Below are 15,242 nucleotides of genomic sequence, written 5' to 3' on the forward strand. Positions count from 1 at the left end.
CGGGGGCTGACTGGATTACTAAGCGCTATCGATTTCGCCAAGATTGGTGACGGAGAGTCGCCTATCGGAGTGCGGCTCGTGGCACCCGGGGGCGACAGTGAGTTCTTCGACGTTGACGGCACCGGCCGCCCGGCGGGGCAGCGACTACGCGCGCCTGTCCCGCCGGGTCGCCGAGGCGGGGCTGTTCGAGCGGCGACCCGGCCGGTACGCGGTTCGCATCGCGCTCACCCTGGGCGCCTTCCTGGCCGGCTGGGCGCTGGTGGTGGCCGTCGGCGACTCCTGGTGGCAGGTCCCGATGGCGGCCGTGATGGCGGTGGCCACCACCCAGGTCGCGTTCCTCGGGCATGATGCCGGGCACCGGCAGATGTTCCGCCGGCGCGGGCCGAGCGAGGCGGCCGGACTGGTCGCCGGCAACCTCGCCGTGGGGCTCAGCTACGGCTGGTGGGTGGACAAGCACAACCGGCACCACGCCAACCCGAACCACGCCGACGAGGACCCGGACGTCGGCGCGGGCGCGCTGGTCTGGACGTACGAGCAGGCGCTGGCGACCCGGGGCCTGAGCCGGTGGATGGCCCGCCGGCAGGCGTGGCTGTTCTTCCCGCTGCTGCTGCTCGAAGGGCTGGCGCTGCACGTGGCGAGCGTCCGGGCGCTGACCGGGCGGGAGCCGGACGGCCGGTGGCGCGTCCCGATGCGGCACCGGGCCGTGGAGGCGCTGCTTCTCGCCGCGCACGGCGTCGGCTACGTCGGCATGCTCCTGGCGGTGATGTCACCGGGCAAGGCGCTGCTCTTCGCCGCCGTGCACCAGGGGCTCTGGGGCCTCTACATGGGCTGCGCGTTCGCCCCCAACCACAAGGGCATGCCGATGCCCACCGCCGACGACCGGCTCGACTACCTGCGCAAGCAGGTGCTCACCGCCCGCAACGTGCGCGGCGGGCGCCTCGTCGACCTGGCGCTGGGCGGGCTGAACTACCAGATCGAGCACCACCTGTTCCCGAACCTGCCCCGCGCCAACCTGCGCCGGGCCCGGCCGCTGGTGCGGGCGTACTGCGCCGAGCAGGGCATCCCGTACGCGGAGACCGGGCTGGTCGAGTCGTACCGGCAGGGTCTGGCGCACCTGCACGACGTGGGGCGACCGCTGCGCGCGGGGTGAGCGCGGCGGGCCGGGCGGGGGCGTCGGGGGCGGCCGGTAGGGTCGTCGCATGGTGGACGGGCGCGACATGGTGCGGAGCGCGGCATGAGATTCGAGATCAGCAAGGTGCTGGACGCCATCGAGGGGCGGGTCAGCACCGACCCCTCGCTGGCGCGGGCCGTGATCGACCTGGCCGAGGTGATCCGGTGGCAGAACCTCGACGGCGGCCGGCCGGCCAGCCTGCTGCGGCTCGGGATGGTGATCGACGCGCTGTCCCGGCAGATCGGGGAGGACAGCGTCCAGGTCTACGCGATCGTGCACCGGGCGCTGCTGTCCGACGCCGACCTGACCTCCAACGAGCGGATGGTGGTCCGTCGCTGGGCCGACGACGGCCTGGTCGAGGTGCTCGACCAGCCCGGTGACCGGATGCTGGAGGTGGCCGACCTGCTCGGCCTGCCGGTGCTCACCCGGGCCCGGCTCGACGGGCTGATCGGCAGGTACCCGTGGGTCGGCCAGGCCGGTCGGGTGCTCGCCCCGGTGCCCGGTGCCGGCGGCCCGGTCTTCATCGCGCACGTCGGCGGCGGCCAGGACCCGGCCACCGGCAGCCGCTCGCCCGCCGGGGTCAAGCTGCTCTCCCGGCAGTGGCGTTGCCCCGAGCCGGGCTGCGCGCTCTTCGGCGGTGGCGGGGGCGGCGGCGCGTTCGCCGACCTGGCCGGGATGGACCGGGGCCCGTCCGAGCAGCCGCCGCCCACGCTGCGGACCGGCGCGCCGACCTGCCCCCGGCACGGCGCGCGCCTCTCCGACGCCGGTCAGCGCCCGCGCAGCGAGGTGCTGGCGGTGCGGATCGGGGGGTTGGTGCGGCGGCGGTTCGTGCTCACCGAGACCGAGCCGGTGGCGGTCGGGCGGGCGCCGGACGGGCCCGGCGCGGTGCAGCTCGGCCAGTGGCTCAACGACGAGGCCCGGCGCTGGATCAGCCGCAGTCACGTCCGTTTCGACCTGGGGCGCGGGGGCGAGGTGGTGGTCACCGACACCAGCACCAACGGCTCCGGCGTACGCCCGGGCGGGTCGATGGTCGAGGCGGAGCGCATCCCGCTGCCGCCGCAGCAGTCCCGGACGCTCGGCGAGGGGGACCTGATCGAGCTCTACCCGGGCGTGCAGATCGGGCGGGCCGCCGAGACGACCAGCGACGCGACGTACACCCCGAACTCGGTGATGGCCGAGGCGCCGACCATGGCGATGCGGCTGCCGCGTCCCTGACCCGCACGCGAGAAGGGCGCCGGGACCGTCGTGGTCCCGGCGCCCTTCTTCGGGTACGAGGTCAGCCGGCCAGCACGGCGGCGAGCTGCGCCACCGCGTGGTCGATCTCGTCCTCCGTGATCACCAGCGGCGGGGCGAGCCGGATGGTCGAGCCGTGGGTGTCCTTGGCCAGCACACCCCGCTCCATCAGCCGCTCGCACGCCTGCCGGCCGCTCATCAGCGCCGGGTCGATGTCGACGCCGGCCCACAGGCCGCGGACCCGGACGGCGACGAGGCCCTTGCCGAGCAACGCCTCCAGGCCGGCCTTCAGCCGCTCGCCCAGCTCGGCCGAGCGGCGCTGGAACTCGCCGGTGGCGAGCAGCCGGACCACCTCGGTGGCGACCGCGCAGGCCAGCGGGTTGCCGCCGAACGTCGAGCCGTGCTGGCCGGGCTGGAGCACGCCCAGCACGTCGCGGTTCGCGGCCACCGCGGAGACCGGCACGATGCCGCCGCCGAGCGCCTTGCCCAGCAGGTACATGTCCGGGACGACGCCCTCCAGGTCGCAGGCGAACGTCGCGCCGGTGCGGCCCAGGCCGGACTGGATCTCGTCGGCGACGAACAGCACGTTGCGCTCGGTGCACAGCTCGCGAGCGCCCGGCAGGTAGCCCGCCGGCGGCACGACGACGCCCTGCTCGCCCTGGATCGGCTCCAGCAGCACGGCCACCGTGTTCTCGTCGATCGCGGCGGCCAGCGCGTCCAGGTCGCCGTAGGGGACCACGGTGAAGCCCGGCGTGTACGGCCCGAAGTCGGCGCGCGCGTCCTCGTCGGTGGAGAAGCTGACGATGGTGGTGGTCCGGCCGTGGAAGTTCCCCTCCGCCACCACGATGTTGGCCTGGCCCGGGGCCACGCCCTTGACCTGGTAGCCCCACTTGCGGGCGACCTTGATGCCGGTCTCCACCGCCTCGGCGCCGGTGTTCATCGGCAGCACGAGGTCCTTGCCGCACAGCGCGGCCAGCTCGCGGCAGAAGTCGGCGAACTGGTCGTGGACGAACGCGCGACTGGTCAGCGTGAGCCGGTCCAGCTGCGCGTGCGCGGCCTCGATCAGCTTCGGGTGTCGGTGGCCGAAGTTCAGCGCCGAGTAGCCGGCCAGGCAGTCCAGGTAGCGGCGGCCGTCCACGTCGGTCAGCCAGGCGCCCTCGGCCGACGAGATCACCACGGGCAGCGGGTGGTAGTTGTGCGCCGTGTGGCGCTCCGCGTCCCGGACCGCGGAGGGCGTCCGCAGCATGTCGTCGATGATCACTTGATTGCCTTTCCCTGACGGAGTCGCAACGTGCAGCACTTCGGTCCGCCGCCGGCCTTGCGCAGCTCGGACAGGTCGATCCCGATGGTCTCGTAACCCCGGTCGCGCAGCTTCGCGGCCAGGTCGGTGGCCTGCGCCGGCAGCACCACGTGCCGGCCGTCGCTGACCGCGTTCAGGCCGAGCACCTCGGCGTCGGCCATGGTGGCGTGGATCGCGTCCGGGAAGAGCCGGCGCAGCACCGCCCGGCTGCCCGGGGAGAACGCCTCCGGCAGGTAGGCCACGGTCCGCTCGTCGAGCACGGTGAGCGCGGTGTCCAGGTGGTAGAAGCGGGGGTCCACCAGCTGCATGGTCACCACCGGATAGCCGAAGACCTCCTGGAGCTGCGCGTGCGAGGCGTGCGCGGTGCGGAACCCGGTGCCGGCGAGCAGGTGGTCGCCGACCAGCAGGACGTCGCCCTCACCCTCGTTGACGTGCTTCGGGTCGTGCATCTCGAAGCCGGCGGCCTCGAACCAGGCCCGGTAGGCGGGCGCCTCGTCGGCGCGCTGCGGGTCGCGGAACTGCACCGCCATCGCCTTGCCGTCGATCACCGTGCCGCCGTTGGCCGCGAAGACCATGTCCGGCAGGCCGGCGACCGGGTCGATCAGCTCGACCTCGTGGCCCAGGTCGAGGTAGGTCTGGTGGAGCTGCTCCCACTGCCGGATCGCCAGGTCGGGGTCGACCGGCGCGGTGGGGTCCATCCACGGGTTGATCGCATAGTCGACGGCGAAGTACGTCGGCCGGCACATCAGGAGGCGCTGGCGGGTGGCGTCCATCGTCATGTGGTGCTCCCAGAGTCGGGCGCGCCCGGCCACGGTCGGCCCACGGGCTGGCGCCGTGCTCCAACCGTATGCGGCCGGGGGCGTCGACTTCCACCGTGGGAAGTTGCGTTGAGCAGCAGATCGTTGCGTTTACGTGGCTTTTTTCGGCTAACCGTTGCGTCCACGCTCCCGGTGACTCGCCGACTCGGACGGTTCACCTGCTCGGGGTGGCTCGCTGGCTCGGTCCGCTCGGGTGGCTCGCCACCTCGGTGAAGTGGCGGCATCACAACGCTCGGGTTGGCGCCACTTCGGCGAACTGGCGCCCCACCCGGCCCAACTCTCACCAGCAGAGACGGTTGTTCCGCGTGTCGAGATGGCCGGAGATCTTGGAAGCGAACGGCTCCCAGAGGGGCCAGATCTTCCAAGATCTCTGAGCCGGGGGCGGCGCGGACATACTTCGGGGGGCGACGAAATCGTCGCCCCCCGAAAGAGGTTGCCCGGCCGGTGAACCACCGGGTCCGCCCGGTGAACCACCGGGATGTTCGGGCTGCCGGTCGCTGCCGGCGATCACCACAGTGCCCTCAGAACCGATCGACAAACTGTGAATCAAGCCACTCACGGAACCGGCCCACCCAGTCGCCGTCCGTGGTCGGCCAGTCGAACTGGCCGGTCATCGCCACGATGCCGAGCACCACGGCGGCCAGGCCGACCATGATGCCGATCAGCGCGTCGGTCTTCCCGGCCACGTGCCGGCGTCGGGTGGCGATCAGGCCCAGCACCGCCAGCACCGCGCCGATCGCGCCGAGCCCGATGCCGTAGCCGGCCAGCGTGCCGGAGAGCACGAAGAGCGCGCCCGCCACGGACACGATCAGACCGAGCGTGGCGAGCAGGCTGGCCCGCGGCTTCTTCGTCAGCTCCGGGTCGAGTTCCCGGTCGGGTCGGCCGTCGCGGTCGAGGTCGACGGGGCGGTCGGGTCGGCCGTCCCCGTCCAGGTCGACGGGGCGGTCCGCGTGGCCGTCGCGGTCGAGGTCGACGGGGCGGTCCGGTCGGCCGTCCCCGTCCAGGTCGACGGTCTGCTCCCGGGTCGGTTCCGGGTCGACGGTCCGCGCGTTGCGGCCCAACGGCCGGCTGGTCGCCGCCCGGGCCGCGGCGGCCCGCTGTGCCGCCCGCCGCTCCGCCTCACCGGTCCGCGGCACGGTCTCGACGTGCCCGTCACCGACCGGCCCGGCGGTCGGCGCCCGGCCCGCCTCGGTGACCTGAGCAGCCTCACCCATCCGGCCGGCCTCATCGACCCGGCCGGTGTCGGCGGCCCGTTCCGCCTCGGTGGCGGTCGCGTCGCTGCGGTACGTGGTCCGGGCCGCGTCGCGGTCGGTGACCACCGGCTGGCCGGCCGTTCCGTCCGCGACCGGGCTCTCGTCGCGGGCGTCCACGACTCCGTCGCCGTTCACATCGGTACTGCGCGCCGGAGACTTCCGGCGGGACAAAATGTTCACCTTGGCACCTCCTGATGCAGGCGCGGAGGCCGCGCATGACACGCAGGAGGTACCCAGGAGCGCAGAAGTCGACACCCGTCGACGGAACGCGGCCCGCCCGTCCGGCGGGCCGCGTTCCGGTTCGCCGTCAGGACTGGGTCCGCGACCACTGCTGGTTGGTGCCGCTGCCACAGGTGAACTGCTGGACGTCCGCGCCGTCGCCGGTGCCGGCGTTGACCACGTCCAGGCACTTGCCGCTGTGTCGGGCCCGGAGCTGGAACCAGCTGCCGGTCGCGGCCCACTGCCACTGCTGGTTGGCGCCGCTGCCGCAGGTGTACTGGATGATGTTGGCGCCGTCGGCGGTGGACGCGTTGGCGACGTCGAGACACTTGCCGCTGTTGGCGTTGACGAGCCGGTACCAACCACCGCCGGCGTCCTGGAACTCCCACCGCTGGTTCCCGCCGCCGTTCCACGACCACTGCTTGACCTCGGCATTGTTCGCGGTGGAGCTGTCCATCACGTCCAGCACCCGGCCACTGTGTCGAGCGGTCACCCGGTAGGAGGCGGGCGAACTGCCGGTGACCGTTCCGGTGGCCGTGTCGACGGTGACGGACGGATACCAGGTCAGGCTCATGCTGGTGGCGGTCGGGAAGGTGATCGGCAGCCACACGTACTGCGAGTCGTTGACCGGCCCGCCCCAGGCGCCCGCCCACCGGTCACCCAGGTAGAGGTAGCTGGTGGTGGACGCGCCCTGGATCGGCAGCACGAAGGCCGGCTGCGAGTTGAACGTGGTGCCGTTGCCCACGTCGGTCCAGCCGCTCCACGGCCCGGAGATGCTCGACGCGGTGGCGTACCGGGCCTGGTTCGGGCTCCAGCCCGTCGCCGCCGACGTCAACAGGAAGTAGGTGCTGCCCCGCTTGAACATCGCCGGCGCCTCGCGGGTCGCGCCGGCCCAGAAGTTGCCCACCAGGCCGGCCACGTTGAGGTAGTCCGAGGTGAGCCGGTAGATGTGCAGGTCGCGGTTCTCGTTGGCGGCCGAGATCATGTACGCGGTGCCGTTGTCGTTGTAGAGCGTGATGTCCCGCGACATGTGCTGACCGAGCGGCCGGAAGCTGCCGTGCCAGGTGTAGGCGCCGTCCACGGTGGCCGACGAGGCGACGGCGGCCCGCGCCTCGTTGTAGTCGGAACCGTTCTCCTTGTGCATCCACATCACGAACCGGCCGGTGGACGCGTTGTAGATGACCTTCGGCCGCTCGATGTTGGCCCGTTGCAGCTCGGCGGCCGACGACTGGGTGAGCACGTTGTTGCGGAACTCCCAGGTGCGCAGGTCGGTCGAGCGGTAGACGGACACCGCCCGGAACGTGTTGTCCGGGTTACGGTTCTCGCCGAACCAGTAGTAGTAGTTGTCGACCTTCAGGACGCCGCCGCCGTGGGCGTGCACGACGGCGCCGCTCGTGTCGGTGAACTGCGTGCCGTTGGTGACGGTCACCGGCGCCGCCACCGCGCCCGAGCCCGGTCCGAGCACCGTCGCGGCGGCCACGGTGAGCGCCGCCAGGACCGCCAGCAGGCGTCCGTGTCCGCCCGTCCGATCCGCCGGGAAACGCATGCCGCTCACCGTCCGCAGATCGGCGTGATGCCCGCGGACGCGCTACTGGCCGCCACGAGTACGCCGAACGTCGTCGAGGCACCCGGCGCCAGCGTCCCGTTCCAGGAGGCGTTGCGGACCGTGACGTTCTCGCCGGCGCGCTCGGCCACCCCGCCCCAGATCGACTCGATGCGTTCGTCGGCGGTCCACCGCCAGGAGACGAGCCATCCACGGGTCGACTCCGTGCCGGTGTTGCGCACGGTGACCGTGGCGATGAAGCCGCCGTACCACCGGCTGTCGATCCGGACCGTCGCGGCGCACGTCGACGTGGACAGCGTCCGCGCCGGGCCGCCGATGACGTACGGGTCCCGGTGCCCCTGGGTGTCGCTGAACCGGAACCAGTAGTCGGTGTCGGGCGTCAGCCCCTCGACGGTCACCGTCCCGGAGCGCTCCGCCTTCGAGACGGCCTCGGCCACCGGGTCGCGCCAGCCGGTGGCGTCCTCGCGGCTGGCGAAGAGGGTGACGACCATCGGCGGGTCGTAGCCGCAGGGCGGACTGAGCAGCATCCAGTAGGTGATGGTGAGGCTGGTGGCGGTGGTCCCGGTCACCTGGCCGCTGACCGGCAGCGCCGGCGGGCACGCCACCGTGGGCGTAGGCGCGGGGGTCGCCGCCGTGACGGCGGGTGACTGGACGGCCCCGGCCGGGGCGGCCAGGCCGGTCAGGGCGAGCGCGGCGGCCAGTGCCGCGCCGAGCGTACGAAGCATCTGTTTCTCCTGAGCTGAGAGCCCGCCCCGCGGCGCGATCGGCGGGAATGGCGGCACGACGGAGGAACGGGAGAGGACTGCCCGGCGCGGGGCGGCGCACCACTCCGCGCGTCTCTCTCCTGCTGGACCGAGCGGCTCGCACCGGCTCCCGAGCGCGACCGGAGCCAGTCTGGCATTCGATAACCATCGATTTCAACGGCGTCCCATGGTGTAGCCGGACCGGCGTGCCCGGCCGGACGCGCGACGGCCACCGGCTGCCCGACTACGACGCGGGCTGCCAGATCACCTCCGGGTACGCAGGCGACGGGCCGCTCATCAACGGCGCCGGGCGGTGGCGCAGGGTCCGGTCCAGGAAGGCGGCCACGTACGCCCGGGTGATCTCGGCGCAGCGGCCGCCCGGCAGCGGCTGGACCGGGATGCCGGCCTGGTCGCCGAGGACCGCGAAGTCGGTGAACGAGCTGTGCGTGGTGCCGGTGACGGTCAGCCAGCGCCGCCCGCCGGTGAGGTGCCGCCAGGTCGTCAACCAGCTGTCGTCCCCGCCGGCCGAGTCGTGACCGGGATTTCCCAGCATCAGGAACGGCCGGTTCAGCGCGGTCGTCACCGGCGGGAAGAACGTGCCGTCCATGTTGATGCCGGCGTCGAAGCGGCGGTCGCTCAGCATGGTCACGGCGGCGCTCGCGCCCCCGATCGAGTGGCCGGCCACCGCCACCGCCGACGGGTCGAGGCGGACACCGCCGGGCAGCCGGTGGGTGGTCAGCTGGGTCAGGGTGAACGCCAGGTCGGCAGCGCGGCCCCGGGCCACCCGCACCCCGGCATCGGGGTCGCCGCCGTCGAGCAGGTCACAGGCCCGGCAGGTGGTGACCCGGCCGTCCGGGAAGGTGATCGCCGCCGCCTCGTAGTTGTGGTCGACGCCGGCCACCAGGTAACCCCGGCTTGCGAGGTCCTCGGCCAGGGCGGTCAGCGAAGCGCGCGGGCTGCCGAAGCCGGGCGAGAGCAGCACCACCGGCCAGCCACGCCTGGTCGCGCCGGCCGGGACACCGAGCCGGGCGTACGTTCGTACGGTCGTGAGCGCGTCGGACGGCACACCCTCGACCTCCAGGTCGTCGAGGATCAGCGCGGACTCCGCCGCCGTCGCGTACGGACGGGGCGCTCCGCCCCGGCTCGCCGCCGGATACCACAGCGAGACCATCAACTCGCGGCGCTCGGACGGCACCCAGGGGTCGGCCCGCCGCTTGTCCACCAGGTGCAGGTCGGCCACCCCGACCGGATACGGGCCGGTGGGCGCGGGCAGAGCGAGTTCCGGCACGGTTGCCGCTCGGGCGACGGCCGGTACGGTCAAGACCGCGGCCGCGGTCAGTGCGAGAACGCCGATCCAGCGCCGGACTCCCTGAGTGCGCATCGTTCGATTCCTCCCCGTCGATTGCGGCCGAGTCTGTTCGTCCGCCGGCCGGGACGCATCGGGGAGATTCCCGATCCTCGCCCGTACTGGAGTCGACGCGCGGGCGGCTGACTACGCTTGGCACCTGTGCCAGAGGGACACACCATCCACCGCCTCGCCGCCCGCCACGCCGAGCTGTTCGCCGGCGACAAGGTGCACGCGGACAGCCCGCAGGGCCGCTTCGCCGACGGCGCCGCGCGGCTCACCGGCACCGTCCTGGACGGCACCGAGGCGTACGGCAAGCACCTGCTGCACCACTACGCCGGCGAGCTGACGTTGCACGTACACCTGGGGTTGTACGGGAAGTTCGCCGACGGGCCGGGGGAGCCGCCGGCCCCGGTCGGCCAGGTGCGGCTGCGCCTGCGCAGCGACCGCAACTGGCTGGAGCTGCGCGGTCCGACCGCCTGCGAGCTGCTCACCCCGCCCGAGGTGGCGGCGCTGCGCGCCCGGCTCGGCCCCGACCCGCTGCGCGCCGACGCCGACCCGGACCGGGCGTACGCCCGGATCCGGCGCAGCCCGACCCCGCTCGCCGCGCTGCTGCTGGACCAGTCCGTGGTCGCCGGCACCGGGCTGATCTTCGTGACCGAGGCGCTGTTCCGGGCCGGGTTGCCGCCGCTGCTGCCGGGACGGGAACTCACCCCGGCCGGCTGGGCGGAACTGTGGGTGGACCTGGTGGCGCTGATGACGGTCGCGGTCGAGCGCGGCCGGATCGACACCGTCCGCGACGCCGACCTGCCCGAGGCCACCGGTCGGGCGCCGCGCGTCGACAGGCACGGCGGCGAGGTGTACGTCTACCGCCGCCCCGGCGCGCCCTGCCACGTCTGCGGCACCGAGGTGCGCCGGGGCGTGCTGGCCGGACGCAACCTCTACTGGTGCCCCACCTGCCAGGCCGGCTGAGTCACCTCGCGTCGAGCAGCCAGCGGGCCGCCTCGACGTTGCCGGGGAAGACCTGGTCGCCGCCGACGCTCCAGGCCACCGTCTGCCCGACCGCCCAGCCGCGCACCCGTTCCCGGTCCAGGCCCAGCTCGGCGCTGAGCCGGTCGAGCCGGTGCCGCACCGCCGCCGGGGAGTGCCCCAGCTCCGCGCCGCGTACCAGCGGGACCACCGCGAACTCCCGCTCGCCGACCAGCGGCTTCGGGTCGATGACCAGCCACGGCTCGCGGTCGGCCGCGAGCACGTTGCCGGCGTGCAGGTCCTGGTTGACCAGCACCTGCTCGCTCTGGCTCGGCGCCAGGTCGGCGAGCATCCCGAGCGCGGCGTCGAGCAGCCGCCGCTCGTACGGGCGGTTGGCCCGCCGCCAGTTGTCCGGCATCCGCTCCGCCCAGCCGGCCGCCTCCTCCGCCAGCGGCGTGAACGGTGGGCCGGCCGGCACCCAGAGCCGGGGCAGCAGTCCGACCGCCGCGTCGAGCGCGGCGTCGGCCGGCAACGCGTGCAGCGGGGTGCCCGGGTCGCAGCGCTCGACCAGCAGCGCGCGGCGCTCGGCGTCGGAGGCGAGCAACCGGATCGCGCCCCGGCCGGCCCAGTGCGCCAGCGCGGTCGCCTCGTGGACGCTGTCGTCGTCCGGGTACTGGAGCTTCAGCACCGCCCGCGTCCCGTCCGGCAGCTCCGCAGGCAGGGCCAGCGAGGCGAACGCGTAGTCGAACGGTGGTCCGACGGCGGTCAGCTCCCACCGCGCGACACACCCGGCCAGCCGGTCGGGCAGCTCCGCCAGCCACGCCCGCCCGCCCGGCGTCCGCTCGGTCCACCGCAGTCCGTCCGGAATGTGCATCCGCCCATCCTGCCCGAGTCCGCCACGGACTTTGGGTGCGGTTGTGGCTGCCCTGGCGACAACAACCGCACCCAAAGATGGTCAGGGAGTCCACCCGGCAGCGGACAGGGCGGCGGTGAGCTGCGCGACCACCTCGGTTGGTCGGTGCCGGACGTCGAACGCGGTGAACCGCAGGATGCGATCGCCCTCGATCCAGACCCGGTTCTGCCGGCGCAGGTCCGCCGCCCAGTGGCGCGCGTCCATGTGGTGCGCGCCATCCACCTCGACGTGCAGCCGCCAGCGACGCCAGTAGGCGTCCAGGTAGCGCTGCCGGCCGTCGGCGTCCCGTCGGCGTTCCTGCCCGTCCGGTAGCGGAAGCCCGTGGCGACGGCAGAGCCGGACCAGGTCGATCTCGGACAGTGCCTCCGCACCACCCGCCACGTCCCCCAGTGTCTGTCGGATGAGCTGCCGTCGCCGGGCGCGGGGCAACCGCTCCAGCACTGCCCCGATTTCCGCCGGGGTCGTCCGCCGCTGCTGGCAGCCCGCCGCCACGATCGCCTGCGCCTCATCGTCGGTGCGTGCCCAACCCGCCGCGTCCACCAGTGAGCGCGCCATGCCGGTGCGGTCCGGCCGGCCGCGCTGCCGGTCGGCCGGAGCCAGGTGACGGACCCGGTGGGTCTGCACCGCGGGCAGACCCAGTGGCAGCCGGCGCAGCAGGTCGGCGGCGCGCCGTCCGTGCGGCACCAGGACGTCCACCACCTCGGGGCCCCAGCTCCCTCGCAGCCCACCGGCCCGGGCGGCGGCCGGCCCGGCGAGCACCGCGCCGTCGCCCGCCGCCAGCACGGCGACCCACCACTGCTGTTCCCTGGTGTACGGCCCGCCCGGCCCGGCTCGCAGGATGCCCCGGCACACCCGCTGCCAGCGACCGCTGGCCACGAGATGGCGGACCTGGCCGGGGGTGAGCTCGGCCATCGCCTGGGCCCAGGTGAGCACCCCGGACTGCCCGAACAGCAGCCATTCCAGCCGCGACGCGTCATCCCCGGGTATCCGCACCCGTCCAGTCCACAGCGCTCCGCTGCGAGTGTCCGCCCCGAAACGGCGGCCGGCGAGGTGTTGATGAGGGGCCCCGCCTATGCGGGAAGCGTTAAGCGGGGCCCCTCCTTACCTGCCGGCGGCGGCGAGGGCGTCGACGGCCTTGCGGGCGGCGATCAGCACCGGGTCCCAGACCGGGGCGTACGGCGGTGCGTAGCCCAGGTCGAGCGCGGTCATCTCGTCCACAGTCATGCCGTTCCACAGCGCCACGGCCAGCGCGTCGATCCGCTTGGCCGCCTCGGACCAGCCGACGATCTGCGCGCCCAGCAACCGCCCGCTGGGCCGCTCGGCGATCAGCTTCACGGTCATCTGCCGGGCCCCCGGGTAGTAGCCGGCCCGGTTCGTCGACTCGGCGGTCACCGTGACGAACTCGAAGCCGGCCTCGGTGGCGTCGCGCTCCCGCAGGCCGGTGCGTCCCACCTCCAGCTCGCAGACCTTGGTGACGGCGGTGCCGACCACGCCGGGGAAGGTCGCGTAGCCGCCGCCGATGTTGATCCCGGCGACCCGGCCCTGCTTGTTGGCGTGCGTGCCGAGCGGGACGTGCACCGGCATGCCGCTGACCCGGTGCAGGGACTCCACGCAGTCGCCGGCCGCCCACACGCCGGGCACCCCGGGCACCCGCATGCGGCGGTCCACCCGGATCCCGCCGGACGGCCCGAGCGGCAGGCCGGCGGCCTCGGCGAGCGCGGTGTTGGGGCGTACGCCGAGGCCCAGCACCACGACGTCGGCCGGGATCGGCCCCTCGTCGGTGACCACCGCGGCGATCCGGCCGTCGCGTTCGGTGAGGCCGGTGACCGTCATGCCGGTGCGGATGCTGATGCCGACCCCGCGCATCGCCTCGGCCACCAGCTCGCCCATGTCCGGGTCGACGGTGGCCATCGGCTGCGCGGCCTGCTCGACCAGTTGGACCGTGAGCCCGCGCTGCACCAGCGCCTCGGCCATCTCGACGCCGACGTAGCCGCCGCCGACCACCACCGCGTGCCGGGGCCGGGGCTCGTGTTCGAGCCAGTCGAGCAGCGCCGCGCCGTCGTCGAGCGTCTGCACGCCGAACACGCCGGCCACCTCGTCACGCGCCCACTCCGGCTGCACCGGGGTGGCGCCGGTCGCGTACACCAGGGTGTCGAAGCCGGCGCGGACCTCGCCGCCGCCGTCCAGGTCCCGGGCGACGACCTCGCGGCGGTCCAGGTCGATGGCGGTGACCTCGTGGCGGGTCCGGACGTCGATGTCGTACTCGTCGCGGAAGGCGTCCGGGGTCCGGGCGACGAGCTGGTCGCGTTCCGGCACCAGGCCGCTGATCCAGTAGGGGATGCCGCAGGCCGAGTAGGACGTGAAGTGCCCCCGCTCGAACGCGACGATGTCCAGCTCGGCGCGGCCACGGCGGCGCCGAGCCTGGGAGGCCGCCGACATGCCGGCGGCGTCCCCGCCGATGACGATCATCCGCTCCGCCACGCCGCTCATCCTGTCACGCCGCCCGCTCGTCGCGGGGCAGCTCAGCCACGGGTCTGCCGGGCCACGTCGGCGACCACGTCGACCAGCTTGCCGGTGCGCTCGAAGACCGCACGCTGCCGGGCCGCGCCGCTGCCGTGCCGCCGCAGCCCGCCCAGCAGGTCGGTCACCCGGTCGAGGTCGCCGTGCCGGTCCAGTTCCGGGCGGAGCCGGTCGACCAGCCGGTCCAGCAGTTCCCACGCCGGGCGCAGCTCGCCGTCGTGCAGGTCGACGCCCTGGCCCTCCAGCCCGTCGTGGGCGGCCCGCCAGTGCGCCGCCACCAGCAGGTGGTGGTCGGTGTTGACGGCCGGCCGGCCGGCCTCGATCTCGGTCAGCGCGGTCGCGACGAGCCCGCGCACCAGCGCGGCCACCAGCACCGCGTCGTCCACGGACGGGCAGACGTCACCGATCCGGATCTCCACGGTCGGGTACTTGGCGGAGAGCCGCGCGTACCAGTAGAGCATCCCCTCGTCGAGCATCACGCCACTGGCGATGAGCTGCCGGATCAGCCGCTGGTAGTGCTCGTGCGACTCCAGGTAGGGGGTGGGCGCGACGGACGGCCAGCGTTCCCACTCGATGGAGCGCCAACTCGCGTAGCCGGTGTCCTCGCCGCGCGCGAACGGGGAGTTGACGGTGACCGCCTGGAGGATCGGCAGCCAGGGCCGGACGTGGTTGAGCACCTGCACGCCGGTGTCCGGGTCGGGCACGCCGACGTGCACGTGCATGCCGTTGTTGCCGGGGCCGGGCACCAACAGCCGGAACCGCTCGATCATCCGGTCGAAGCGGGGCTTGTCCACCACCGGCGGGACCGGCCCGTCGACCGGGCCGGTGCCGATCGCCAGCAGCCGGACGCCGGCCCGCTCGGCCGCGTCGGCCAGCTCGGCGCGGAGCATGCCCAGCGAGTGCCGGATCGAGGACAGCTCCAGCCCGGGCGGGCTGCCGATCTCGATCTGGCTGGTCTGGAACTCGCGTTCCACCTGGCCCCGCAGCTCGGCCGGCACCTGCTCCATCACCAGCTCGACGGCGGGCACGGCGGTGCCGGTGTGCGGATCGGCGAGCAGGAACTCCTCCTCGACGCCGACCGTCAGCAGGTCCGTCCCGCCCGGCGCGGCGTCCCGTTCCCGCTCCGCCACTGGCCCGCTCATCGTCACCACCGTCTCCTCCCGACCGGTCACGGCACCGTGCCGTGTGGTAGAC

The 15,242-nt window shown here is 73.7% G+C and carries 13 protein-coding genes; 3 read left to right on the forward strand and 10 right to left on the reverse strand.

What is annotated here, in order from left to right:
* The first annotated feature begins 97 nt into the window (after positions 1–97).
* Together O7598_RS04500 and O7598_RS04505 are read left to right on the forward strand one after the other, a co-directional pair.
* On the forward strand, positions 98–1,150 hold the full coding sequence (locus O7598_RS04500; protein WP_269690142.1) for a fatty acid desaturase family protein: 1,053 nt from the start codon (positions 98–100) through the stop codon (positions 1,148–1,150).
* A gap of 84 nt (positions 1,151–1,234) precedes the next feature.
* Positions 1,235–2,386 carry an FHA domain-containing protein gene (locus tag O7598_RS04505; RefSeq protein ID WP_269690143.1) on the forward strand — a complete coding sequence of 384 codons (1,152 nt, stop codon included), beginning with the start codon at positions 1,235–1,237 and terminating at the stop codon, positions 2,384–2,386.
* 61 nt (positions 2,387–2,447) lie between these two features.
* Here O7598_RS04505 and rocD read toward each other — a convergent pair whose 3' ends face one another.
* The 6 genes from rocD to O7598_RS04535 all read right to left on the reverse strand — a co-directional run bounded on the left by rocD (position 2,448) and on the right by O7598_RS04535 (position 9,682).
* A complete protein-coding gene (rocD, locus tag O7598_RS04510) occupies positions 2,448–3,662 on the reverse strand; it encodes an ornithine--oxo-acid transaminase (RefSeq protein ID WP_269694740.1) in 1,215 nt (404 codons plus the stop codon).
* Complete coding sequence (gene ddaH / locus O7598_RS04515) at positions 3,662–4,477, reverse strand: dimethylargininase (RefSeq protein WP_269694742.1); 816 nt, start codon at positions 4,475–4,477, stop codon at positions 3,662–3,664. The genes rocD and ddaH overlap by 1 nt, the downstream gene beginning before the upstream one ends.
* Before the next feature lie 566 nt (positions 4,478–5,043).
* Positions 5,044–5,910, reverse strand: coding sequence for a thrombospondin (locus tag O7598_RS04520; RefSeq protein ID WP_269690144.1), 867 nt, complete (start codon positions 5,908–5,910; stop codon positions 5,044–5,046).
* Between the two features lie 172 nt (positions 5,911–6,082).
* Complete coding sequence (locus O7598_RS04525; RefSeq protein WP_269690145.1) at positions 6,083–7,540, reverse strand: RICIN domain-containing protein; 1,458 nt, start codon at positions 7,538–7,540, stop codon at positions 6,083–6,085.
* A gap of 5 nt (positions 7,541–7,545) precedes the next feature.
* Positions 7,546–8,283 (reverse strand): cellulose binding domain-containing protein, encoded by a 738-nt coding sequence (locus O7598_RS04530; protein WP_269690146.1) that lies wholly within the window; start codon positions 8,281–8,283, stop codon positions 7,546–7,548.
* 262 nt (positions 8,284–8,545) lie between these two features.
* Positions 8,546–9,682 carry an alpha/beta hydrolase family protein gene (locus tag O7598_RS04535; protein WP_269690147.1) on the reverse strand — a complete coding sequence of 379 codons (1,137 nt, stop codon included), beginning with the start codon at positions 9,680–9,682 and terminating at the stop codon, positions 8,546–8,548.
* 126 nt (positions 9,683–9,808) lie between these two features.
* Between O7598_RS04535 and O7598_RS04540 the strand changes: the two genes are divergently transcribed.
* Complete coding sequence (locus tag O7598_RS04540) at positions 9,809–10,618, forward strand: Fpg/Nei family DNA glycosylase (RefSeq protein ID WP_269690148.1); 810 nt, start codon at positions 9,809–9,811, stop codon at positions 10,616–10,618.
* Position 10,619: 1 nt separating this feature from the next.
* Here O7598_RS04540 and O7598_RS04545 read toward each other — a convergent pair whose 3' ends face one another.
* The 4 genes from O7598_RS04545 to O7598_RS04560 form a co-directional block, all read right to left on the reverse strand.
* A complete protein-coding gene (locus O7598_RS04545) occupies positions 10,620–11,489 on the reverse strand; it encodes an aminoglycoside phosphotransferase family protein (protein ID WP_269690149.1) in 870 nt (289 codons plus the stop codon).
* 81 nt (positions 11,490–11,570) lie between these two features.
* Positions 11,571–12,521 carry a DUF559 domain-containing protein gene (locus tag O7598_RS04550; protein WP_332367362.1) on the reverse strand — a complete coding sequence of 317 codons (951 nt, stop codon included), beginning with the start codon at positions 12,519–12,521 and terminating at the stop codon, positions 11,571–11,573.
* A gap of 108 nt (positions 12,522–12,629) precedes the next feature.
* Positions 12,630–14,009 carry an FAD-dependent oxidoreductase gene (locus O7598_RS04555; protein ID WP_269694744.1) on the reverse strand — a complete coding sequence of 460 codons (1,380 nt, stop codon included), beginning with the start codon at positions 14,007–14,009 and terminating at the stop codon, positions 12,630–12,632.
* Between the two features lie 41 nt (positions 14,010–14,050).
* A complete protein-coding gene (locus tag O7598_RS04560; protein ID WP_269694745.1) occupies positions 14,051–15,199 on the reverse strand; it encodes a carboxylate-amine ligase in 1,149 nt (382 codons plus the stop codon).
* Positions 15,200–15,242: the final 43 nt, after the last annotated feature.

Origin of the sequence: Micromonospora sp. WMMC241, from assembly GCF_027460165.1 — a bacterium.
Taxonomy (GTDB): domain Bacteria; phylum Actinomycetota; class Actinomycetes; order Mycobacteriales; family Micromonosporaceae; genus Micromonospora; species Micromonospora humi.